Source organism: Pseudoalteromonas sp. BZB3 (assembly GCF_040104455.1).
GTDB lineage: Bacteria > Pseudomonadota > Gammaproteobacteria > Enterobacterales > Alteromonadaceae > Pseudoalteromonas.
This window is the reverse complement of sequence record NZ_JBECOS010000008.1, coordinates 291226-314320: the sequence shown is the minus strand read 5'-3', so window position 1 is coordinate 314320 and position 23095 is coordinate 291226. Positions and strand designations below refer to the sequence as shown.

At 42.6% G+C, this 23095-nt stretch carries 18 protein-coding genes and 15 tRNA genes; 19 read left to right on the top strand and 14 right to left on the bottom strand.

Annotated elements, in window-relative coordinates:
* The first annotated feature begins 27 nt into the window (after window positions 1-27).
* The 8 genes from rsxA (at window position 28) to ABMY35_RS07215 (ending at window position 7490) form a co-directional block, all read left to right on the top strand.
* Entirely contained in the window at window positions 28-609 is a 582-nt protein-coding gene (gene rsxA / locus ABMY35_RS07250; protein ID WP_349285597.1) for an electron transport complex subunit RsxA, read from the top strand.
* 2 nt (window positions 610-611) lie between these two features.
* Window positions 612-1166, top strand: a complete 555-nt coding sequence (rsxB, locus tag ABMY35_RS07245; protein WP_349285596.1) for an electron transport complex subunit RsxB — start codon at window positions 612-614, stop codon at window positions 1164-1166.
* Window positions 1167-1174: 8 nt separating this feature from the next.
* Window positions 1175-3928 carry an electron transport complex subunit RsxC gene (gene rsxC, locus ABMY35_RS07240; RefSeq protein ID WP_349285595.1) on the top strand — a complete coding sequence of 918 codons (2754 nt, stop codon included), beginning with the start codon at window positions 1175-1177 and terminating at the stop codon, window positions 3926-3928.
* Window positions 3925-4983: an electron transport complex subunit RsxD gene (rsxD, locus tag ABMY35_RS07235; protein WP_349285594.1), complete on the top strand. Its 1059-nt coding sequence runs from the start codon at window positions 3925-3927 to the stop codon at window positions 4981-4983. The genes rsxC and rsxD overlap by 4 nt, the downstream gene beginning before the upstream one ends.
* Window positions 4980-5618: an electron transport complex subunit RsxG gene (rsxG, locus tag ABMY35_RS07230; protein ID WP_349285593.1), complete on the top strand. Its 639-nt coding sequence runs from the start codon at window positions 4980-4982 to the stop codon at window positions 5616-5618. Before rsxD ends, rsxG begins: the two co-directional genes overlap by 4 nt.
* A complete protein-coding gene (locus ABMY35_RS07225; RefSeq protein WP_349285592.1) occupies window positions 5615-6313 on the top strand; it encodes an electron transport complex subunit E in 699 nt (232 codons plus the stop codon). The genes rsxG and ABMY35_RS07225 overlap by 4 nt, the downstream gene beginning before the upstream one ends.
* Window positions 6314-6327: 14 nt before the next feature.
* The gene (gene nth, locus ABMY35_RS07220; RefSeq protein ID WP_349285591.1) at window positions 6328-6960 is read left to right on the top strand and encodes an endonuclease III; all 633 of its coding nucleotides are present in this window, start codon (window positions 6328-6330) and stop codon (window positions 6958-6960) included.
* Window positions 6961-7139: 179 nt separating this feature from the next.
* On the top strand, window positions 7140-7490 hold the full coding sequence (locus ABMY35_RS07215) for a hypothetical protein (RefSeq protein ID WP_349285590.1): 351 nt from the start codon (window positions 7140-7142) through the stop codon (window positions 7488-7490).
* Window positions 7491-7697: 207 nt separating this feature from the next.
* Here ABMY35_RS07215 and ABMY35_RS07210 read toward each other — a convergent pair whose 3' ends face one another.
* The gene (locus tag ABMY35_RS07210) at window positions 7698-9803 is read right to left on the bottom strand and encodes a winged helix-turn-helix domain-containing protein (protein ID WP_349285589.1); all 2106 of its coding nucleotides are present in this window, start codon (window positions 9801-9803) and stop codon (window positions 7698-7700) included.
* A 221-nt stretch (window positions 9804-10024) separates the two neighbouring features.
* On the opposite strand from ABMY35_RS07210, the gene ABMY35_RS07205 reads away from it, so the two are divergent.
* On the top strand, window positions 10025-11239 hold the full coding sequence (locus ABMY35_RS07205; RefSeq protein ID WP_349285588.1) for an alpha/beta hydrolase-fold protein: 1215 nt from the start codon (window positions 10025-10027) through the stop codon (window positions 11237-11239).
* Window positions 11240-11260: 21 nt separating this feature from the next.
* Here ABMY35_RS07205 and ABMY35_RS07200 read toward each other — a convergent pair whose 3' ends face one another.
* Window positions 11261-12352 (bottom strand): helix-turn-helix transcriptional regulator, encoded by a 1092-nt coding sequence (locus ABMY35_RS07200; RefSeq protein ID WP_349285587.1) that lies wholly within the window; start codon window positions 12350-12352, stop codon window positions 11261-11263.
* A 323-nt stretch (window positions 12353-12675) separates the two neighbouring features.
* On the opposite strand from ABMY35_RS07200, the gene ABMY35_RS07195 reads away from it, so the two are divergent.
* Complete coding sequence (locus ABMY35_RS07195) at window positions 12676-13095, top strand: DUF6326 family protein (RefSeq protein WP_349285586.1); 420 nt, start codon at window positions 12676-12678, stop codon at window positions 13093-13095.
* A 12-nt stretch (window positions 13096-13107) separates the two neighbouring features.
* Window positions 13108-13845, top strand: a complete 738-nt coding sequence (locus ABMY35_RS07190; RefSeq protein WP_349285585.1) for a DUF4386 domain-containing protein — start codon at window positions 13108-13110, stop codon at window positions 13843-13845.
* 58 nt (window positions 13846-13903) lie between these two features.
* Here ABMY35_RS07190 and ABMY35_RS07185 read toward each other — a convergent pair whose 3' ends face one another.
* From ABMY35_RS07185 to ABMY35_RS07145, 9 genes are all read right to left on the bottom strand, one after another.
* Entirely contained in the window at window positions 13904-15463 is a 1560-nt protein-coding gene (locus ABMY35_RS07185; protein ID WP_349285584.1) for a PAS domain-containing methyl-accepting chemotaxis protein, read from the bottom strand.
* Between the two features lie 209 nt (window positions 15464-15672).
* Window positions 15673-15748 (bottom strand) — tRNA-Glu (locus ABMY35_RS07180).
* Window positions 15749-15833: 85 nt separating this feature from the next.
* Window positions 15834-15909: transfer RNA gene (locus ABMY35_RS07175), tRNA-Glu, on the bottom strand.
* Between the two features lie 161 nt (window positions 15910-16070).
* Window positions 16071-16146: transfer RNA gene (locus tag ABMY35_RS07170), tRNA-Glu, on the bottom strand.
* Between the two features lie 86 nt (window positions 16147-16232).
* A tRNA-Glu gene (locus tag ABMY35_RS07165) sits at window positions 16233-16308 on the bottom strand.
* A 161-nt stretch (window positions 16309-16469) separates the two neighbouring features.
* A tRNA-Glu gene (locus ABMY35_RS07160) sits at window positions 16470-16545 on the bottom strand.
* Window positions 16546-16631: 86 nt separating this feature from the next.
* Window positions 16632-16707, bottom strand: a tRNA-Glu gene (locus ABMY35_RS07155).
* Between the two features lie 100 nt (window positions 16708-16807).
* Window positions 16808-16883: transfer RNA gene (locus ABMY35_RS07150), tRNA-Glu, on the bottom strand.
* A 40-nt stretch (window positions 16884-16923) separates the two neighbouring features.
* Window positions 16924-16999: transfer RNA gene (locus ABMY35_RS07145), tRNA-Ala, on the bottom strand.
* 601 nt (window positions 17000-17600) lie between these two features.
* Here ABMY35_RS07145 and ABMY35_RS07140 point away from each other — a divergent pair.
* From ABMY35_RS07140 to ABMY35_RS07105, 8 genes are all read left to right on the top strand, one after another.
* Window positions 17601-17676 (top strand) — tRNA-Val (locus ABMY35_RS07140).
* Window positions 17677-17698: 22 nt separating this feature from the next.
* A tRNA-Val gene (locus ABMY35_RS07135) sits at window positions 17699-17774 on the top strand.
* Window positions 17775-17791: 17 nt separating this feature from the next.
* Window positions 17792-17867: transfer RNA gene (locus ABMY35_RS07130), tRNA-Val, on the top strand.
* A gap of 22 nt (window positions 17868-17889) precedes the next feature.
* Window positions 17890-17965 (top strand) — tRNA-Val (locus ABMY35_RS07125).
* A 16-nt stretch (window positions 17966-17981) separates the two neighbouring features.
* A tRNA-Val gene (locus ABMY35_RS07120) sits at window positions 17982-18057 on the top strand.
* Window positions 18058-18086: 29 nt separating this feature from the next.
* Window positions 18087-18162, top strand: a tRNA-Val gene (locus ABMY35_RS07115).
* A gap of 20 nt (window positions 18163-18182) precedes the next feature.
* Window positions 18183-18258 (top strand) — tRNA-Val (locus ABMY35_RS07110).
* A gap of 111 nt (window positions 18259-18369) precedes the next feature.
* Window positions 18370-20001: a response regulator gene (locus ABMY35_RS07105; RefSeq protein ID WP_349285583.1), complete on the top strand. Its 1632-nt coding sequence runs from the start codon at window positions 18370-18372 to the stop codon at window positions 19999-20001.
* Window positions 20002-20006: 5 nt separating this feature from the next.
* Here ABMY35_RS07105 and msrB read toward each other — a convergent pair whose 3' ends face one another.
* From msrB to ligA, 3 genes are all read right to left on the bottom strand, one after another.
* Window positions 20007-20447 carry a peptide-methionine (R)-S-oxide reductase MsrB gene (gene msrB, locus ABMY35_RS07100; protein WP_349285582.1) on the bottom strand — a complete coding sequence of 147 codons (441 nt, stop codon included), beginning with the start codon at window positions 20445-20447 and terminating at the stop codon, window positions 20007-20009.
* Between the two features lie 3 nt (window positions 20448-20450).
* Complete coding sequence (locus ABMY35_RS07095) at window positions 20451-20936, bottom strand: DUF2919 domain-containing protein (protein WP_130255033.1); 486 nt, start codon at window positions 20934-20936, stop codon at window positions 20451-20453.
* Window positions 20937-21035: 99 nt separating this feature from the next.
* Window positions 21036-23054, bottom strand: a complete 2019-nt coding sequence (gene ligA, locus ABMY35_RS07090) for an NAD-dependent DNA ligase LigA (RefSeq protein WP_349285581.1) — start codon at window positions 23052-23054, stop codon at window positions 21036-21038.
* Window positions 23055-23095 lie beyond the last annotated feature (41 nt).

Sequence of the window (23095 nt, the reverse complement as noted above, 5' to 3'; positions counted from 1 at the left end):
AAAAAGGCGTCAACGTTAGGGGCTATAATGACTGAATATATTCTGTTGCTGATTGGCACAGTATTAGTAAATAATTTCGTGTTGGTACAATTCTTAGGCTTATGCCCTTTCATGGGCGTATCAGGCAAATTAGACACTGCCGTTGGTATGTCAATGGCCACAACTTTTGTACTCACGCTAGCCTCAGTGACGAGTTACCTTGTTAACGAGTATATATTGCAACCTCTCGAATTAGAGTTCTTACGCACCATGAGCTTCATACTCGTTATTGCTGTGGTGGTGCAATTTACCGAAATGGTGGTGAAGAAAACCAGCCCTACCCTATACCGTTTACTGGGTATTTTCTTACCGCTTATCACAACTAACTGTGCGGTATTAGGTGTTGCCCTGCTTAACATTAAAAATGAGCATACCTTTATCAGCTCAGCCGTATTTGGTTTTGGTGCTGCAGTTGGTTTTTCTATGGTGCTGGTCTTATTTGCCGCACTGCGTGAACGCCTTGCAGTTGCAGATGTACCAACGCCGTTCAAAGGTGCCTCAATTGCCATGATCACCGCCGGCTTAATGTCTCTTGCCTTTATGGGCTTTTCTGGATTAGTGAAGTTTTAACCATGACCTTGTTTTATGCACTTATTGCGCTAGGTTCACTGGCGCTGATTTTTGGCCTTATACTCGGTTACGCCGCAGTAAAATATCGTGTTGAAAGCAGCCCTGTTGTCGACCAAGTCGATGCCATTTTACCGCAAACACAATGTGGACAATGTGGTTACCCGGGTTGTCGCCCTTACGCCGAAGCCATTGCCAATGGCGACGAAATTAATAAATGCCCACCGGGTGGTGATGCCACCATTAAAAAGTTAGCTGATTTGATGGGCGTTGAGCCTAAACCTTTGGCTGGCGGCGAAGAAGCTGAGCCAGTTAAAACTGTGGCATATATTCGTGAAGACGAATGTATCGGCTGTACTAAATGCATTCAAGCTTGTCCTGTTGACGCCATTGTTGGTGCCACAAGACAAATGCATACCGTATTGAAAGGTGAATGTACCGGCTGTGACTTATGTGTTGAGCCTTGCCCGGTTGATTGTATTGATATGATCCCTGTTGCTGAAACAAAGCAAACATGGAAATGGCAGTTAAACGCCATTAACGTCACTCAGATTGATTAGAGGTTGCCGTGGAATCGTTATTTGAACAAATTGAACGTGGAACGCTGTGGCAATTTCCTGGCGGTATTCATCCACCAGAACAAAAAACATTGTCAAACCAACTCCCAATTCGCCAGTTACCCTTACCTGATAAATTGGTTATTCCATTAAAGCAGCATATTGGTGCCAACGGTCACCTGCTCGTCCATGTGGGCGATCATGTTTTAAAAGGTCAAGCACTGACAAAACCCGCTGGGAATTGGTCTTTACCTATCCATGCCGCTACTTCAGGCACTATCACCGCCATTGAACATAGACCATCGGCACACCCGTCAGCTTTACCAGAGCCTAGCATCGTGCTTGAACCTGATGGTCAAGACACTTGGTGTGAGCTTGAACCTCTTGCTCAGTACAAAGATATTTCAAAACAGCAACTGGTTGATAAAATTCATGATGCAGGTATTGCCGGTATGGGTGGCGCAGGCTTCCCAACCTACGTGAAAGCCAGCAGCCAAGCAGAGATTGACTTTTTTGTTGTCAATGGCGTTGAATGTGAACCTTATATCACTGCCGATGACATGTTAATGCGTGAACATGCTGAGCAAATCGTGCAGGGCATTGAGATCATGCAGCACTTACTCTCTCCAAAATATGTGTTAGTTGGTATTGAAGACAATAAGCCTGAAGCCATTGCTGCGATGCAGAAAGCATCAGCACATAACGATAAAATCTTAGTTCGCTCAGTGCCAACAAAATACCCTTCTGGCGGTGAAAAACAACTGATCAAAGTACTGACTTCTCGCGAAGTGCCTAGTGCGGGCATTCCTGCAGATATTGGCGTATTAGTGCAAAACGTCGGTACTTTATTTGCGATAAGCGACGCTGTGCTTCATGGCAAACCGCTCATTGAGCGTGTTGTTACTGTAACCGGTAACACCATCAAACAAGCACAAAATGTTTGGGCACTGATGGGCACTGAGATTAAGCACCTACTCGATAGCCAAAAGTTTGAACCAGTTACTGCGCAGCGCGTCATCATGGGTGGGCCAATGATGGGCTTTACCTTACCAACAGTGCGCATTCCTGTGGTCAAAACCACAAACTGTATTTTGGCACCTGACAACCAAGAGCTAGCCGAGCCAAACGATGAAAAAGCTTGTATTCGCTGTAGTGCGTGTGCCGATGCTTGCCCGCAAACTTTGCTACCACAACAATTACAGTGGTTTGCTAAGGGCAAAGAGTATCAAAAGCTTGAAGAATACAACCTGTTTGATTGTATTGAATGTGGTGCGTGTTCGTACGTTTGCCCGAGTGAAATTCCACTGGTGCAATATTACCGCGTTGCCAAAGCTGAGATCCGCGAACAAAAACTAGAACAAATCAAAGCTGAGCGAGCAAAAGAGCGTTTCGAAGCCCGTAAAGAACGTTTAGAGCGAGAACAAGAAGAACGTCAAAACCGTCATAAACGTTCAGCTAGCCGCGCTACTCAATCCACACAAAGTAAAGAAAAAGTGGCTGAAGCACTTGAGCGTGTTAAAAACAAGAAAACACTAGAAAAGTCAGCAGTTGAAGCTGCAATTGCCCGAGCTAAAGCGAAAAAAGCGGCTGATGGTTCACTCGAACCAGATAATAGTGCTGTTGCATTAGAGCGCGCTAAGCGTAAAGAGCAAGCTCGCCAATACAAGGCTGAGAAAGCCACAGATGACAGTGACGATAAGCCTAAAGATACTAAGGCTGCTGTTGCCGCTGCCATTGCACGTGCGAAAGCGAAAAAGGCCGCGCAGCAATCTGATACAGATGATGTAAATACAGAACAGCAAGCAACTCAAACGGATGCATCGACCGATCCACGTAAAGCCGCGGTTGCCGCAGCCATCGCTCGTGCAAAAGCAAAGAAAGCGGCACAAAATGCTGTTCAAGATGAAGCGCCAGCTGAAACTGAAAGCACTGACGATCCGCGCAAAGCTGCTGTGGCAGCCGCTATTGCCCGTGCAAAAGCAAAGAAAGCAGCTAAAGAAACAGAGCAAAACGATGAAGCTGTAGCTGATAGCGAGTCTGAAGATCCTCGCAAAGCAGCTGTAGCAGCGGCCATCGCTCGAGCAAAAGCGAAAAAAGCAGCGAAAGAAGCTGAGCAAAGCGATGAAGCTGTATCTGATAGCGAGCCGGAAGATCCGCGCAAAGCAGCTGTTGCAGCTGCTATCGCTCGTGCAAAAGCGAAAAAAGCAGCGAAAGAAGCAGAGCAAAGCGATGAGACTGTAGCTGATAGCGAACCGGAAGATCCACGTAAAGCCGCAGTTGCCGCCGCCATCGCTCGAGCAAAAGCGAAAAAAGCAGCGAAAGAAGCAGAGCAAAGCGATGAAACTGTTGCTGATAGCGAGCCGGAAGATCCACGTAAGGCTGCTGTAGCAGCCGCCATCGCCCGTGCTAAAGCAAAGAAAGCGGCCAAAGAGGCTGAGCAAGCGACTAGTGAAGACAATGCTGAAACGGATACTCAAACTGAGCAATTAGAACAAAGCAGCGAGCCAGAAGATCCGCGTAAAGCGGCTGTTGCAGCTGCTATTGCGCGTGCTAAAGCGAAAAAGGCAGCCAAAGAGGCGGAGCTTGCGGCTAGCGAAGATAATGCCGAAGCTGATATTCAAACTGAGCAAGCAGAACAAAGTAGCGAGCCAGAAGATCCGCGTAAAGCAGCTGTTGCAGCCGCTATTGCACGTGCCAAAGCAAAGAAAGCAGCTAAAGAAGCACAATTAAAGCAAGAATCAGAAGAAGGAAATGAACCGTCATGAAATTAACCATGGCTTCATCGCCCCACAATCATAGCCATAAAGCACTGAATAAATTAATGATGACAGTGATCGCTGCGTGTGTACCCGGGATCATCGCTCAGTGCTACTTTTTTGGCTCAGCTGTTTTAATTCAAATACTCATCGCACTCATTTCTGTCAGTGCATTTGAAGCAGCTATCGTGAAGATCCGTAATAAAGCCATTTGGCCATCATTAAACGATGGCTCTGCTTGGTTAACTGGTGTGCTGCTTGCAATCAGTATTCCGCCTCTGGCACCTTGGTGGGTCATCGTCATCGGCTGCCTTTTTGCCATCGTGATCGTAAAGCAACTGTATGGTGGTTTAGGCTTTAATCTATTCAACCCGGCTATGGCAGGTTATGTCTTATTGCTTATTTCATTCCCGGTGCAAATGACAGCTTGGTCGCCAGTGTCTGAACTGTTAGTGACTCCTGTAAGTTTTATTGATCAACTTGCTTTAATTTTCACGCAAACTACAACGTCAGGTTTAAGCCTAGAGCAAGCTAGAGCGGGTATTGATGGTATTACGATGGCTACACCACTCGATACAGTAAAAACAGCTGTTGCTCAGGGCTATACTGTCACTGAAGCGATGCAAAGCGCCGTGTTTGCCGATTACGCAGGTAAAGGCTGGATGTGGGTAAACCTAGCTTATCTGGCCGGTGGCCTTTTCTTACTTTGGCGAGGCATTATTAACTGGCATATTCCTGTTGCCTTCATTTTTGCATTGGCATTTTGCAGTGCCGTGGGTTACATCATTGCACCGGGTAGCCACGCTGGTCTTGTTTTCCACCTACTCAGTGGCGCGACCATGTTAGGGGCATTCTTCATTGCCACCGATCCGGTTTCTGCTTGTACCACAGATAGAGGCCGTTTAATTTTTGGTGCAGCCATTGGCGTACTGGTTTATATCATCCGTACCTACGGTGGCTATCCAGATGCTGTGGCCTTCTCTGTGTTACTCATGAATATGGCTGTACCATTGATTGATCACTACAGTCGCCCGCGCACATTTGGTCATGGAGGTGCACAATGATAGCCAAGTCTATGTATAAAAATGGCGCCATCTTGTGTGCTTTTGCATTGGCAACCACAGGCAGTGTAGCTGTGGTTCAGAGCCTGACCGAAACACGGATCGCAGAGCAAGAAAAAGCACAACTGATGTCTTTGCTGTCTCAAGTTATTCCAAGTGAGCGTTACGACAACCAACTCTATCTTGACTGCGTAGAAAGTGACGCGCCAGAGCTTGGCCCAGCAGGCCCACATATTATTTATCGTGCAAGATTAAACGGCGAGCCCGCGGCTTTGCTTGTTCGTCACATCACTCCAAAAGGTTATAGCGGTAATATCGATATCTTAACTGCTGTTACAAAACGTGGCGAAATCACCGGTGTACGTGTCACCCGCCATGAAGAAACACCCGGCCTTGGAGATAAGATAGAGCTTTCTAGATCTGATTGGATCACCACATTTAACGGCATGCAAATCAATAGCGCAAATGATGGCCGTTTCGCAGTTAAGAAAGATGGTGGTGAGTTTGACCAATTTACTGGCGCGACCATCACGCCTAGAGCAGTGACTGGCTCAGTGGGAGAAGCTGCTTGGTACGCAACAACACACTTTGATGCTTTATTTGCCAAAGACAACCTGTGCGCAGGAGAAACACAATGAGCGAATATAAAACCCTCATAAAAGATGGCATGTGGGCCAACAACCCAGCCATTGTTCAACTACTTGGTTTATGCCCACTGCTTGCTGTAACCAGCACCATTACCAATGCTATGGGCTTGGGGATCGCAACCCTTCTGGTACTGGTTGGCTCGAATGTCACTGTGTCATTGGTACGTAATTTTGTACCAAAAGACATTCGCATTCCTGTATTTGTCATGATCATTGCCGCGTTTGTAACCATCGTACAGCTATTGATGAACGCTTATACCTTCGGCTTATATCAAGCGCTGGGGATCTTCATTCCATTAATCGTAACCAACTGTGCCATTATCGGTCGTGCCGAAGCCTACGCATCTAAAAACACTCCGTTTCTATCTGCATTCGATGGCATCATGATGGGCCTAGGGTTTATGGTAGTACTCGTGCTACTAGGCGCAATGCGCGAGTTAATTGGCCAAGGTACCTTATTTGATGGTGCCAACTTACTATTAGGCGATTGGGCGACGGTTCTGCGTATTGAAGTTTTCCAATTTGATAACCAATTTTTAGTAGCCATTCTACCGCCGGGTGCCTTCCTAGGTTTGGGTTTGTTAATTGCCGCTAAAAATGTCATTGATGCGCAAATTAAAGCTAAAGCACAGCCTACGCAAGAAGCCGAAAAAGCGCCGAGAGCACGTGTTACTAGCTTAACTTAAACGGGTTACGAACAATGAACAAAACCAAAAGACTTGAGATCTTAACCCGTTTACGTGATGACAATCCAAACCCAGAAACAGAGTTGGATTTCACCACCCCATTTGAGCTACTTGTTGCTGTCACCTTGTCAGCACAAGCCACCGATGTAAGTGTGAACAAAGCGACGGCAAAACTCTTTCCAAAAGCCAATACCCCACAAGGTATTTTAGATATTGGCTTAGAATCACTCAGAGATCACATTAAAACCATTGGTTTATATAATTCTAAAGCCAATAACGTCTATAAGATGTGTCAGATCCTCATAGATAAACACGGTGGTGAAGTACCTGAAAACCGTGAAGCATTAGAAGCCCTTCCTGGCGTTGGCCGAAAAACCGCAAATGTAGTTTTAAACTGTGCGTTTGGCTGGCCAACCATTGCAGTCGACACCCATATTTATCGCGTTTCAAATCGCACTAAATTTGCCATGGGTAAAGACGTGGTTGCTGTTGAAGAAAAGCTTGAAAAAGTGGTACCGAAAGAGTTTAAAGTCGACGTACATCACTGGCTGATTTTACATGGCCGTTATGTGTGTATTGCCCGTAAACCGAAATGTGGTTCGTGTATTATTGAAGATTTGTGTGAGTTTAAAGAAAAGACAGAGTAAAACTAATTATGCTTTGAGCAAGGAACAGACGGTTTCAAGCCACTTCATGCACGTTGCAAAATGTGATCTTATGAATTATTTACCCTATAAATTTTTCATCGACATTCTTGGAATGTCTCTACTGCACATAAGATCTGTAAGTTAGCATGCTCGGCAAAGAATTCATTAGGAAGTTATAAGTGATTTATATTATTAGAATTTATCAAGCATTGTTTATTTATCTATTATTAGATCGAGCTCAACTTACCTTAATTTATGGAACTGGTGAAGCCTCTATGCTCATAGCGTACTGCTTCTTTGTTGTCTTTTATTTTCTTTTCGATGTAAAAAACAATTTATGGTGTGGCTTTACTGCACTTGCCTCACTATTTACTTACCAAGCCATTCCATACTTTATTTATGCTAGTTCATCATATGAACATACTGTCACCGGGCAGTTAATTCTACTTGGGTTAGTTGTTGGATTCTACGGACCTGCGTTTGGCTTGGTTTTTAGCAAGATACGAAGAAATAAAAAGGGACAGGCATAAAATCTTGCAAAATTTAAGCTGTGGGCTAATGCTAATGCATACAGTTTAAATTTGAGTTCATAAGTAAACGGGGTCATCCGTTGTAAAGCACGCGATTAATTTTCTACAGGATGGTTTCAAGCGTAAAATGGTAGCCTATAAACTCATGAATAGAACCATGGAGTTTGGCTCTACTCAAGAAAACGTTATAAAGGCGCACACGACTTTTTAATGATAAGTTCTATGTATATCCCCTGAGCGACTTGCCTTATCACTTATCATTACTTTTCCTTGCTTCACGTCATAACTTGAAAAGGCATTAACCTTCATTTTTGTTAAGCTTTTCTCAGTATTAATAGACACTATATGTAAGTATTCACTCTCACCTTCTGCATTCATATAATAAAGGTGTTGGTTATCTATTTTGGCCCAGTAGAACTCATTAGGTAAAGTCAAAGGGGTCGGCTCAATTTGATGGTCATCACTAACGGTATTTAACCTCACTTGATACAAGCGGTGACTCCCTCTCTCAATGAGGTAAACATTTCCCTTTTGCGAATTATCAGATAAGCCATAAGCCCACTCCCCTTGTGGTAAATCGATGCGTTCTCCTGCTAGATTGCGAATATGCAGATTAGGTTTGGCATGTTTAACCGCTGTAATTGCAACCATATCATTTGAAAGCCAATCTACGGCTATCACAGGTACATCACTGGTAAAAATAGCTTTTTCATCTGAAAGAACATCGAGCGGTTGTTGAGACTTCAGCTTATGGAGTGGGAGCGCGAAGACATCGTTGTCGATGACGAGTAAAACTTGTTTATCATCGGGTGAAATCGCCATATTACTCAGGGCATAAGATGACGTAAACTGGGTTAATATTTTTGATTGTGCTCGATGACTGTCTACAAAGTAGATCTGCATTTCACCACTGCGATTTGAAGCAAATAAGTAATCATCACTTTGATGAAACAAGGCTGGGTATGAATCAAACACTGCCGAATTATGCAGCGATCGTGTTGCATCATCTGATATTAACCTCAAATTATAGTCATCTTGCTCAGTGCTAAACAGCAGAGAATGCCCATCGGCTATGCGGTTTAATCTCTTAGAAAGTCGCTCTGAAACATTAACCACAACTCGACTATTGTCACCATCAAAGTCACTTTGCATAATCTTCTGCATAGACGAAGACGAATAATAAAAGATTTGCTCGGAGTCATGTGCCCAAATGGCTTCATAAACAGGCCTATCAAATTGCTTGCCAGCTGTGACTTGGTGATTTATCAAGTTGAATGACAATAGCTGAGTTTTATGATCACTCCCTGTGCTCATAACCAATAGTTTCTCGCCATCTGGTGACACATCTAGGTGGTGATATCCCCACCCTTTTGGTGCAGGTTGGTTCAGTAGAACATGTTCGTTTTTATTAAGGTCATAAGCATATATATGGTTAGGCCAGAAGTTTTCAGGCTGAGCAGTATAATAAATGACGTTTTTCTGAGCGTGATAAGCGATGTCTTTAACTCTTTTATCCTTGCAGTTAAATAACATCGTTTCATCAGCGACACTAAAACCCTCACCTTGCTGATAATTCAAGCGGGCTTTATAAACATCACACCGCCCCTGACCTTTGTCTAAATAGATAAATTCACTCCGTGTATCTTGCTCGGTAACAGCAATGATTTCGCTGATAAGATGAGGCAGAGATACTCGATTTACAGACGCGGTATGTATATTTTTAACCCATAGTTCAACATCATCAGACACATTACGTGTTCTTAAATAAAACAAGTGGTTTTGATCTGGGTGCATACGTGGAGAAAATTCTATCCCCTGCTCTCTCGTTAATGCCACTGAATAAGCAAGCTTGTCATTGTCACTTTGCTTAAACACAAACCAAACAGCAGTAAGTAAAAACAAACCCAGAACGATAACTAAGAACTGACGATACAGATTAAAGTTAGCCGCTTCATTATCCTGCCTATCATTAACCCTTGATTCTTCATTAACCGGCGAAGGTTTACACTCAGAAATAGTGCAAATAAATCGGTAGCCTCGCTTTGGTACGGTTTGTATATACTTTGGCTGTTTTGGGTCGTCATTAAGGGCTTTACGCAGATTGCCAACTAACTTATTAATCGCATTATCTGTCACTAAGGTATTAGCCCATACCGTTTCGAGCAGCGTTTGTCTTGAAATTAACTGTTCTGGATGGGTGAGAAAAAACTCTAAAAGCGCAATGAGTTTGGGCTCGATTTCTACTTGCGTGTTTTGTATTGTGAGCAAACGTTGCTGCTGACTGTCAAAAATAAAATCGCCAAACTTAAGCATAAACAATTGTAATCAATAGATAAAAATTAATATTTCAGCACTTTATCACAGTATCTAACAGGTACAAAAAACAAACTTCAGAACAACCATCGAGCAAAAACTGATTGCCTTGCAACGATTAATCCTCTTTTCATCCCTTTTTTTCCTGCAAATTTCATTACTTTCGGCGGTTTTCCTAGCAACTTAAACACCGGTTAATTTGTACAACTAAAGGAATTAAAATGAAGAAAGTTATCGTCTTTATATTTACTCTATGTTTTATATTTAATTTAAGTGCTGATGCATCCGAACGGGGCACCACGATAGAAGATGGGATCTATTCCTCTATTTTATCTGAGCAACGCGGGCTATTAATTCACTTACCTAATGCTTATCACCTAAATAAGTCGCAAACTTACCCAGTTTTATATTTGACGGATGGGCTAAGAAACTTTAAACATGCGGCTGGTACTTTAGATCTACTGACTCAGTCTGATCATGCAAAAGAAATGATCATCGTCGCCATTAAAAATACACATAGAACACGCGATTTCACGCCAACTTACGATGAAAGCTATAACCAGTGGGGTGTATCTGGTGGGGCCGATAACTTCTTGGACTTTATAGAAAAAGAGCTTATTCCTCATATCAATAAACGCTATCGTAGCAATGGCTTTAAGGTGTTATCAGGCCATTCGCTCGGTGGACTGCTATCAATCTATGCATTACAAACCCGACCTCAGTTATTCCAAGCGTATTTTGCTTTTAGCCCAAGCCTTTGGTGGCACAAAGGGAAAGTGCTAAAACAAGCTCACACTTTTTATAAACAAAAGAAAAACCTAAATAACTATTTATATTTAAACCTCGCTGATGAGACAGGCCATATGTTGAGCTCTTTTGAGCAATATCGTGAATTACTAGGTAATCAAACACGTCTAGGCTTTGATTATGATTTAGAGTTTATAAAAGATGAGAATCACAGTACATCAGCAATGGTGGGACAAAACAGAGCCTATGTTGAGTTGTTTGAACAATTTAAATGCTCACCGGATTTTGCAGCGCTGGGCTTAACAGGTATTGATGCTTGCTATGCTCAACTCTCTAAGCAGTATGGGGTCAATTTAAAACCTGATTATCTGGCTTACAGATACGCTGCCAAAAAGGCCATTAAAGACAAACGCTACGCCGATGCCATCGACATATATACACAACTTATCAGTACTTACCCTACTCGCACTGATGCTTATTTCAGACTCGCCTATTTGTATGAAGGTAAAGGAGACAACACCCTGGCTATAAAAACCCTAGACAAGGCGCTAAAAATAAGCTTGAAAGAAAATGTTGAGAACAACAAGATTAAGACTTTCAGAGCCCATATTATGGCAAAGCTGCCAAAGCAAAATTGCGAAACAGCAAAAGTGTATGTAGAAAACGGCAAAACAAAATGCGCTTTGTAGATTAGAGGGAGCTTGCTCCCTCTAATTATTTTCTAAGAATGATTTACGATATACCGAGGGGCTTTGGCCAACTATTTTTTTAAAAGCCGTATTAAATGTCGACTTAGAATTAAAGCCGACTTCGAAGGCTATAATTGTGACTTGCTTTGTGGTTTCGATCAGCGCAGTTTTTGCAGCTTCAATCCTGAAACCATTCACAAACTGAAAGAAATTTGTATTTAAGTGCTGCGATAGAGTTTCTGATATATGATTTTCAGACTCGCTTACTTCTTCTGATAAACGTTTTAAAGAAAGTGACTCATCTAAAAATAGCTGTTCACTGTGCATAGCATGCCTGAGCTTATGCGCAATACTTTGCATTTTATCCTCACTCAACAAAGCCGTCCGTGTGCCTTGTGCTTTAGGTACGCCTTTGTCGACATGACTGAGTACTTTTTGGCTTAACGCTTTTTGTATAAATATGGCCAAAGCAACGACCTCTAAAGCTGGCAGCAATCTACCTGTGCCAAACCAACGCCAACCTAAGGCATTAAGGGTAAATTCTTTCGCAAACATGCACCATACCGCTCCCCAAATCACCAGTATAGGTTTAAACCAATCTACAGAGCGCTGTTCAATGTCAGAAAAGCGCTCCATAAGCTGCTGGTTATGGGCTTTATGAAGCTGAAAAGCCAGCAATAAAAAATACGCAGTGTAAATGATAAACAGAGTCGTCACGATCGAGCAGGTTAATATTGAAATTCGCCATAACTCAGGGTCTCGTGTGGCTGGGTTTGCCAAAGCGAGCTTCTCAGCAGGCGTAATCAAGAATAAGAATGGCAGCATAACGATGACTACCAGTACAGGACCCGATAAAGCCATCAGCCAATACTTTTTATCTATTTTCTTATCAGCAGACATCGTCGCGTGAGCGTAAAAGAACAGCGCTGGGCCCATTAAGATTCTAAAGGGAAACTGTAACCCTGCTAATTCAGGGACGTACACATAGGCACCCGAATAAATAAACAGCTCACCGGCTAAGTGGATAACAAGGAGTAGAAGTAAGCCTTTTAAAAATAAATTTTGCCTTTCTTTGCCACGATTAAACAAATCTAACAGGGCAATAAAAGCCATCCCTATCATGCAAGAGTACAAAACTGTCGGAAATACATTAACCATTCACGTATTCAATAAATTATTAAAATAAGCGTTCTAACTATATATCTAACTCTTCCTACAGTCTATCACCTATCCATCTGATACTATTGCTAATTTTATTTTATATCTCGAAGTTTTTATATCTTTTTTAAGTAAAAATAACCCGTTATCAAACTATTTCTCACTCAAAAAGAACGCATTAATTTCTATTATTTCGTTCAAATAGGCCCATCAAGACGAACAACTTTTACTTTTTCGGCAATCTTATTCGCATCAAAAATAACTGATTAGAGCGACCTATGAAAATCTTTGAATGGCATGAAAAAAGACAGCACTTATTATCTTTGTTATGGATATTTATCACCGTCAATTACATTTACTGTGATGTTTTCACTCTACATCTTGCACCTTACTTGGAAGCTTTTTTAGCTGGGCAAGTTGGCAGTATAAGCATCACAGAAGAGTTCTTATTAATGTTTGCCTTCATTATGCAAATTCCCATGATCATGATTCTACTATCAAGGGTGCTGGCTTTTCCGTTAAATAAATACGCCAACCTTATTGCCGGAATAATTACAACATCAATACAAGCTTTTACCGTCACCATGGGTGGCAGTCTTCACTACCTATTTTTTAGTTTCTTTGAGATCTGTACCGGGATTTTCATTATCTATCTCGCTGCAACTTGGAAGAAAAACGAAACGAGCTTACCTCTTTAAAAGGAACGAACAATGAATACACAACATAAGAATCAGCAATTTTACGCCCGAGTAGCAGGTCTTTCGTACATTGTTTTTACCCTTGCCGGTATTTTGGATAACTTTATTTTAAGCTCGACGCTCGCCTCTAGCGAACAATTCTTAAGTCATGGCGTGTTTGCCAACGAGCAACATTTTCGCTGGGGTATATTCGCAGAAATAGTGATGTTTACAGCGGTAACAACCGCCTCTATGGGTTTTTACCTTGCTTTAAAACCCATCAATAAACCACTTATGCAAACTGCTCTTTGTTTTCGGTTAGTTGAAATCATTATAGGTAGCTTTGTCGTCACAGTGAGTATGTCTATGTTGGCTCTGTCTAATAAAGCTTATTTACTGAATGTATTCGACGCTGAACAAATACGTCATATCATCGTCATTGCTTCAAGCTTTAGACGACCTGCGAGTGAATATAGCTGGATATTTATGGGCGTGGCCGGGATCATGACCTTTTATCTATTTTTTAAAACCAATTACATCCCGAAAGCTTGGTCAGTGTGGGGCATGATCACTTACACCAGTTTAATTATTTACCCTGTTGCCAAACTATTGATTGCCGATTTGCCAAGAGAAGCCATGTTTGTGATGTTTCCAGGTGCACTATTTGAGTTAGGTGTTGGCTGTTGGTTACTTATAAAAGGGTTAGACTTTTCAGCCTATAAACCTGAGCTACCTGCCAAGAGTGAGTCGTCAATTTCTGCAGAGGCATGAATAGAGGAATACGAAGAGAGGCTGATTTAAACTTGCTCAGCCTCTTCATTAAGGTGAATTATCGTATAAATTTATTAATAAACTGATCAACCAATGCAGACTGTGCATTCAGTGATTCTTGAGTCTTAGACATAGTCGAAATGGTTTTATCCGAACTCTGCATAGAATCATTGGCTAATTGCGAGATATGAACGGCGTTGTTATTAAGCTCATTTGATACGCCTGACATCTGCTCAGTGGCCGTAGCTATTTGATAGTTTAAGCCTGAAATATCATTCACGATGGCATTAATGCTTTCTAAGCTCGCCTGAGCACCTTCCGCTTGAGACACACATTCTGTCGATTTATTCACGCCGTTTTGAATAGCCTGCACAGCTTGCTCTGCACGCCCTCTTAAGTTTGCAATAATGGTATCAATTTCTTTGGTAGATTCTTGAGTACGTTGAGCAAGCGCTCTTACTTCGTCAGCTACCACTGCAAACCCTCTTCCTTGTTCGCCAGCACGAGCTGCTTCGATCGCGGCATTAAGTGCCAACAAATTGGTTTGCTCTGAAATACCTCTGATCACATCCACTACACTGCCTATGTTTACAGTTTGCGCATTTAATTCTTCAATATCAGTTTGCGTTTGTGACAGCTCTTCGGCCAACGCATAGTTATTTTGCATATTTTCATTAACCGCTTCATTGCCTATTTTTACTGACTCTAAAGCAGCTTCAGAGCGCTCTGCAGCATTGTTAGTATTGCTTGCAACTTCTGAGATTGTCGCGGTCATTTCATTGATTGCAGTTGCCAGTCCATCAGTCTGCGCTTGTTGGCTATTTAATAATTCAGCACTGTGATTGCATTCATTCACCGTCTCATTGGCTTGTTCGGTTACCGTTGCACTGGCGTCTTTAACACGCCCTAATACAGCTCTAAGCTCAGATTCCCTTGCTATAAGCGCTAATTCAATTGCAGCAATATCATTTACTTTACCCAAGTAAACCTTTTGCATTAGCGGATCATCATAAACTTGTTTCGCTTTTTCACTAAGCGCTCTTATTGGTGCGAGTTGCCTATGTGTGAAAGCTAAAATGGCGACTAAAAGTACAGTCTCTAAAATATAGTTCCAAGGCGTAGGTAATGAAGTAAACATCATGGTCAATAAATAAAATGCAACTATGATTGCCATCATTTGGGTGGGTAATGACCAAGATGCTGCTGTGAGCTTTTCTGCAGAACTACCAGAATTAAGCTTTTGATAAATTTTCTCAGCCCGGTTAACCACCGCTCTATCTGGTTTGGTTCTCACCGATTGATACTCAACGGTTTTACCTGAGGTATCTTTTATTGGTGTAACAAAGGCATTCACCCAGTAGTGATCACCATTTTTACAGCGGTTTTTAACCATTCCCATCCAAGATTGCCCACTGCCAATATAATCCCAAAGGTTTTTAAAAGCAGCTTTTGGCATGCTCGGGTGGCGAACAATATTATGCGGTTTATTTTCTAGTTCGTGCAGCTCAAATCCAGCGACTTCGCAAAATTGCTTATTCGCATATTTAATTTGGCCTTTGGTATTGGTTGTCGATAACAGATTGTAATGATTGGGGTAATCATGCTCTCTGTTGGTCACTTGATTTCTTCCTTTAGTCATCGTCGTTCACACTAAGTAAAAAACGTATGATATTTCTTTTTAATACAAAAGGGTGAACTAACAACGGAGAAAAGTTGATCTAAATCAAGTTTTGAAATTAACGCAATAAAAAACAAACAGTTCTTTCAAAAATCAAGAATAAAAATAGTGTGATTTATTATGAATAAAATAGGAAGTGGTAACGAAAGTGGCGTCCCCTAGGGGATTCGAACCCCTGTTACCGCCGTGAAAGGGCGGTGTCCTAGGCCTCTAGACGAAGGGGACGCAGTATCATGTAGATAGTGTGTCACTAGGACTGGTTATTTAAACTCTTACCATACGAGCATTTATCTGAGCACTTTAAGTAAAGTGGCGTCCCCTAGGGGATTCGAACCCCTGTTACCGCCGTGAAAGGGCGGTGTCCTAGGCCTCTAGACGAAGGGGACGCAGAAATTGTTTAGTAAATCATTGATTTGCTATTTCTGCGTTAGGTGAGTCCGAGCCAGAGAGGCGAACGGCATTATTCTATCGCAGAATTCTGTGTCACTAGGACTGGTTATTTAGACTCTTACCATACGAGCGTTTATCTTGAGCACTTTAAGTAAAGTGGCGTCCCCTAGGGGATTCGAACCCCTGTTACCGCCGTGAAAGGGCGGTGTCCTAGGCCTCTAGACGAAGGGGACGCAGTATCATGTAGATAATGTGTCACTAGGACTGGTTATTTTAACTCTTACCATACGAGCGTTTATCTTGAGTACTTTAAGTAAAGTGGCGTCCCCTAGGGGATTCGAACCCCTGTTACCGCCGTGAAAGGGCGGTGTCCTAGGCCTCTAGACGAAGGGGACGCAGAAATTGTTTAGCAAATCACTGATTTGCTATTTCTGCGTTAGGTGAGTCCGAGCCAGCGAGGCGAACGGCATTATTCTATCGCAGAATTCTGTGTCACTAGGACTGGTTATTTAAACTCTTACCATACGAGTGTTTATCTTGAGCACTTTAAGTAAAGTGGCGTCCCCTAGGGGATTCGAACCCCTGTTACCGCCGTGAAAGGGCGGTGTCCTAGGCCTCTAGACGAAGGGGACGCAATATCATATAGATAATGTGTCACTAGGACTGGTTATTTAAACTCTTACCATAAGAGTGTTTATCTTGAGCACTTTAAGTAAAGTGGCGTCCCCTAGGGGATTCGAACCCCTGTTACCGCCGTGAAAGGGCGGTGTCCTAGGCCTCTAGACGAAGGGGACGCAATATCATGTAGATAATGTGTCACTAGGACTGGCTATTTTAACTCTTACCATACGAGTATATTTAACTTCCCTACTCCATTCGAAGAAGTAGCGAAATTGGCGTCCCCTAGGGGATTCGAACCCCTGTTACCGCCGTGAAAGGGCGGTGTCCTAGGCCTCTAGACGAAGGGGACACAAAAACTGTGTTCTCTAGGACAATTGCACTTAGAATATTGGTGGAGCTATGCGGGATCGAACCGCAGACCTCCTCGCTGCCAGCGAGGCGCTCTCCCAGCTGAGCTATAGCCCCTTACCTTGGGTTTATCTAACTTTTCAGTTAGTCACCTGTATCGCTGAGTGCGGGGCGCATTCTATGCACCCATAAAATTAAAGTCAACATTTTTTCTTTAACTTTTTACTGTTCGCTTTAAAAATCAGCAAACAGGCGCATATATAATCACAACAACCGTTTTTAGGCAACTAAACACTCTCAATATCATCACCATAGCACTCAAATTGCTTTGTTTTACTCTCTGTTGCACTCAGTGATTAACAAGAGCTATGGCATTTTATATTTTTCCTTGGCATTTCAACTCATATAAAGCATCTAAATTTAGCTTTTTTGAATAAGTTTAGAAGGTTTTATTGTAATTTAAGCAGCTAAGACAACCCTTAGATCAAATTCCTTATATCAAGGGTTTTAATCTTGGTTCATTTTCAATGAGTCAATTTTCTTGGTTTTTTAAGTTTTTTAAGCGTGAAAACCCACTTGCTATATAATGAAGAACAATTGCAATTTGATGATAAAACCCGCAGACAGACCAAAATTGTAAATTCAGCTATTGACTCTGTTGCAAGTCTCCCTATAATACCGCTCCACAACGACACGGTAACGTGTTGTTTTTAGATATGGGTCGTTAGCTCAGTTGGGAGAGCATCGCCCTTACAAGGCGAGGGTCACTGGTTCAAGTCCAGTACGACCCACCACATATCTAAATTTATCTATAATGGGTCGTTAGCTCAGTTGGGAGAGCATCGCCCTTACAAGGCGAGGGTCACTGGTTCAAGTCCAGTACGACCCACCATTATAGAGTTGTAATATGGGTCGTTAGCTCAGTTGGGAGAGCATCGCCCTTACAAGGCGAGGGTCACTGGTTCAAGTCCAGTACGACCCACCATATTACACACCACTATCTAAATGGGTCGTTAGCTCAGTTGGGAGAGCATCGCCCTTACAAGGCGAGGGTCACTGGTTCAAGTCCAGTACGACCCACCATTTAGAAACACTTTGCGGGTTGTTAGCTCAGTTGGGAGAGCATCGCCCTTACAAGGCGAGGGTCACTGGTTCAAGTCCAGTACAACCCACCACTTTATTGGTTCGCAAAGTACATTGATATGGGTCGTTAGCTCAGTTGGGAGAGCATCGCCCTTACAAGGCGAGGGTCACTGGTTCAAGTCCAGTACGACCCACCATATCAAGATTATAATTATGTGGGTCGTTAGCTCAGTTGGGAGAGCATCGCCCTTACAAGGCGAGGGTCACTGGTTCAAGTCCAGTACGACCCACCACATAATCCAATCTTAAATTCTTAATCTTACTCTGTTTTATCTCCAAACTATTTAAAAAAGCCCATTAAAGGTCTAGACTGTCATAAGCCCTTACAGTTACTAATTTATTCAATGAGCTTAAACAACTTTAGCAATATCAAGCTGTTAATTGTCGAAGAACAGCCGCTCGCGCTGAGCCACCTCAGGCGCTCTTTAGAGCAGCTACAATTTAAGCATATCCATATTGCCGAGCATGCTATTGCAGCAGTTGAACTGTGTGCCAGTGAAAAGTTTGATCTAATAATTTGCTCATTTGACTTAACCAAACGACAAAACGGCTATCAGCTCTACGAAGAGTTAAAAAGTAAAAACCTCATCAAAAACACCACCGCTTTTATTTTTGTCTCAGCAGAGACCAGCGGGGAGCTTGTTCACAGCGTACTTGAGCTTCAACCCGATGATTTCTTAGTTAAACCATTTTCAATTAAAGAATTAAAAACCAGACTTACCCGCGTGTTAAAGCGAAAATCTGCGCTAAAACAAATTTTTACTTTAATTGATGATGGCAATGATTCAAAAGCAGTTAAATTTATCGACAAAGAACTCGATAATGATGACAACACCTACAGCCCGATTTTGCTCAAACTCAAAGGTGAGGCATTACTTAGATTAAAACGGGTTGATGAGGCTAAAACATTTTATAAATCAGCGCTTTCTTTACAAAAATTCGCTTGGGCTAAAATTGGCCTGGTAGAAGCTTTAATTGCAAACAAAGAACATGTACTCGCTCAACGTATGCTAAAGACGATGTTAGAACGTTCAGAAACTCGATTGGTTGCGCTCGACTTACTTGGTCGCCTTGAAATGCAATTGAATAAATTTGAAAATGCACAAACGTTTCTTCAGCAAGCGTCTAATATGGCACCGCGGAATATCGAGAGACAAAAAAGTTTAGGTCGGGTTGCGTCAATCAATCATGATTATGAATCGAGCTACAACGCGCATAAAGACATTGCTCAGTACGCTAAGCACTCCATTCATGATAGCCCTGAGATCTATTTAAATGCAGCTAGAGCGGGCATCGACTTTGCCTTAGCCACTGATCAAACCGAGCAAATTAATCGCATCACACGACAAACACAAAAATATCTAGGCGATTTAAAAAAACAATTTCCAAATGCCGATAATCAAACTCAATTAGATGTTTTAAACGCACGTATTCACTACTTGAAAGATGAGCACCAAAAAGCGATTCAACTTATTAATCAACTAGAAGATGAACCAACAATACGTTCTATCGATGCTGCACTTGATAAAGCAAAAGCTTGTCATGAACTAGGGATGCAGCATAAGGCTCAAGATTTATTCACACAGATCATACAACACTGTGAGCGTCATAAAGACATTAGTGACCCCACTACCCTGCACTATATTCATCAACAAAAAACAGAGAAGCAAGACATTACCATGGGCCCGAAAGAGCTCAATAACCATGCTGTGACTCAGTTTAACCGCGGTAGAATTGATGTCGCACTTGAAGCATTTACGCAAGCGTTTAGAGTCATGCCCAAAAATGCCAGTATTGCTCTTAATTTGGCGCAATGTTTATTAGACAAAAACCACCAAAAAGAAAACACCATCAACACCCCATTGCTCAAGAAGTGTTTTGCGCTTTTAAACAATGTGGAGTTAGATGCTGATCAGAAAGAGCGCCTAGGTAAGCTGAAAGTCACCAGCGATGAGCTGGGACTTTCGGTAGAGTGATTAGGTTAAGCTTTTGTCATCGATAACGCATTTACACAATAACGCAAACCTGTCGGTGGTGGGCCATCGGGAAATACATGGCCTAGGTGTGCATCACACACATTACAAACAATCTCGACTCGCTGCATACCATTGCTGTTATCACCAATGTAAGCAATCGATTCTAAATAGGCGGGTTTTGTAAATGATGGCCAACCTGTACCACTGTTAAACTTTTCGTCCCCTGAAAACAATAAATTACTGCAACAGGCACAGTGATAGTCTCCGGCTTCAAATACCGTGCAACTGCCACTGCTAAAGGGTCTTTCGGTGCCTTTATTACGGGTAATATAGAAGACTTCAGGGTCTAGCTCTTGTTGCCACTGTTCAGCTGTTTTCTCAACTCGATTTTTCGGCTCTGGATTACCAGCGTTCGCGTACTTTAAAACATCTTGCCAGGTCAGCATAATTTACCCCTTATTATCTTGTTTTTCAGGCTCAGGCCAATCATTAAAAAAGTAGCTTAAATAGCGACTTTTGAGCAAATACAATATTACCCAGAGCAAGAGCACCATTTGCACTGCTAAAAACATCGAAAACTGGTAATACGATTGTGATGCTTGATAGATCAGCCAAGTTAAGTCTAAGCATGCACAAAGTAATAACGGCCAGCGCATGTGCCGCCAAATCTTGGCTAACTTCTGAGAGCTAGTTGGTCGGCGAAGTGAATAAATTACAGTCGGCACAATGGCAATGGCCCCAATGCCTAACGCCGTAAAGAAGTGGAATTTAGAAACAAAGAACAGCGACATAAAGTCGATATCGGGACGTCTTGCCAATGCTGAGAAAGTCCATAAAAAATAGGCACGCAGCAACACCACCAGCGTCAAGTTGAATGCCAAAGGTGTACGATACACGCCATATTTATCCCAATATTCTGGGCCGTAATGTTTCATAAATGTCCTAATCCTCTATGCAGAGGAACTACTACAAAAACGCGGTCGTATTGGCCGCGTTTCTACTAGTAAGGGTATTTCTATAATTACTGCTCGGTATTATTCATGTTCAGCGAACAAGGCAATTAAGGCATCTTCATCAAGGATCTCAATACCTAAATCTTGGGCTTTAGTTAGCTTAGAGCCCGCTTTTTCACCTGCAACAAGGGCATGGGTATTTTTAGAAACACTGCCTGCCACTTTCGCACCGAGTGCCTGTAAACGCGCTTTCGCATCGTTACGATTTAACTGACTTAATGTGCCCGTAAGCACATAAGTTAACCCAGCAAGCGGCTGTGTATCTGCAGACTTCTGTTTTATTTGCGGCCAATTGATACCAATTTCAAGTAGCGCGTTCACAACGGCTTGGTTATGCTGCTCGTTAAAGAAGGCATGAATATGTTTAGCAACCACAACGCCCACATCACTGACTGTTTGTAAGTCATCCGTGCTGGCTGCCATTACCTTTTCTAGCGTTAAATAGTGGTTTGCCAGATTCTGTGCGGTAGCTTCACCCACTTCACGAATACCCAAAGCATATAAGAACTTTGCCAAAGTGGTTTGCTTTGCAGCTTCTAAGGCGTTAACTAGATTCAATGCCGATTTTGGCCCCATACGCTCTAATGACTCAAAATGACCTTGCTTTAAGGTAAATAAGTCAGCAGGCGTTTCAATCAGCTCTCTATCCACAAGCTGATCAACAATTTTATCGCCTAGACCATCAATATCGAATGCTTTACGTGATGCAAAGTGCTTAATCGCCTGCTGACGTTGCGCTTGGCATACTAAGCCACCAGTACAACGGGCCACTGCTTCACCTTCAACTCGCTCGACATGTGAATCACATACTGGGCATGTTTCAGGGAAGACGATGTCTTTGGCATCATCAGGTCGACGATCTAACACCACTTGCGTTACTTGAGGTATTACGTCGCCTGCACGGCGTATAATGACGGTATCTCCTACTTTTACGCCAAGGCGTTCTATTTCATCGCGGTTGTGAAGCGTTGCGTTTGATACGGTTACACCACCGACAAAAACTGGCTCTAAACGTGCTACCGGTGTAATTGCACCAGTACGACCTACTTGGAATTCAACATCAAGTAACTGAGTGATTTCTTCTTGCGCAGGAAACTTAAAGGCAATGGCCCAACGCGGTGCGCGGGCGACAAAGCCAAGCTGTTGTTGGTAATCTTTGCGGTTTACTTTGATCACCACGCCATCGATTTCATAGGCAAGGCTTGCTCGGCGCTCTAGAATATCTTGATAATACGCCATTACTTCTGTGGTGCCTGTCACTAAGCGGGTCTCTGGGCACATTGGAAAGCCCCAGTCTTTGAGCTTACTGAGTTGTTCAAAATGCGCATCAGGCAACTCTACCCCTTCAACAACACCGGTTGAGTAGGCATAAAACATCAATGGGCGTTTAGCGGTAATTTTAGAATCTAGCTGACGTAAACTGCCCGCAGCCGCGTTACGAGGGTTAGCAAAGGTTTTTTCACCTTTGGCAAACGCAGTTTCATTTAATTTTTCGAAACCCGCCGTATCCATAAATACTTCACCGCGCACTTCAAGCTCAGCCGGAATGTCATCACCACGTAAACGCAGCGGCACGTTACGAATGGTTTTAACGTTCTCAGTAATGTTTTCACCGACTTGACCATCACCGCGAGTTGCCGCCTGCACTAACACGCCATCTTTATATAAGATAGATACTGCTAGGCCATCGAGCTTAGGTTCGCAACAAAAATCCAGTGGCTCACTCACTAATAAGCGCTCTTGAATACGACGATTAAATGCAGTGAACTCTACTTCATCAAAAGCATTATCAAGAGACAACATCGGTACTTTATGGGTCACTTGAGAGAACTTACTCAGCGCTTCCCCACCGACTTTTTGTGATGGAGAATCAGGTGAAAGTAATTCAGGGTTTGCTTGCTCTAGCGCCATTAACTCACGCATTACCCTATCGTATTCTGCGTCTGGCACACTTGGATTATCTAATACGTAATACTGGTAGTTATACTCTTCTAATTGCTGTTTTAATGCATCAATTTGCTTAACAACTGACTCTGACATCTCGACCTCTAAAAACAAAAAGCCACCAAACATCAGTTTGG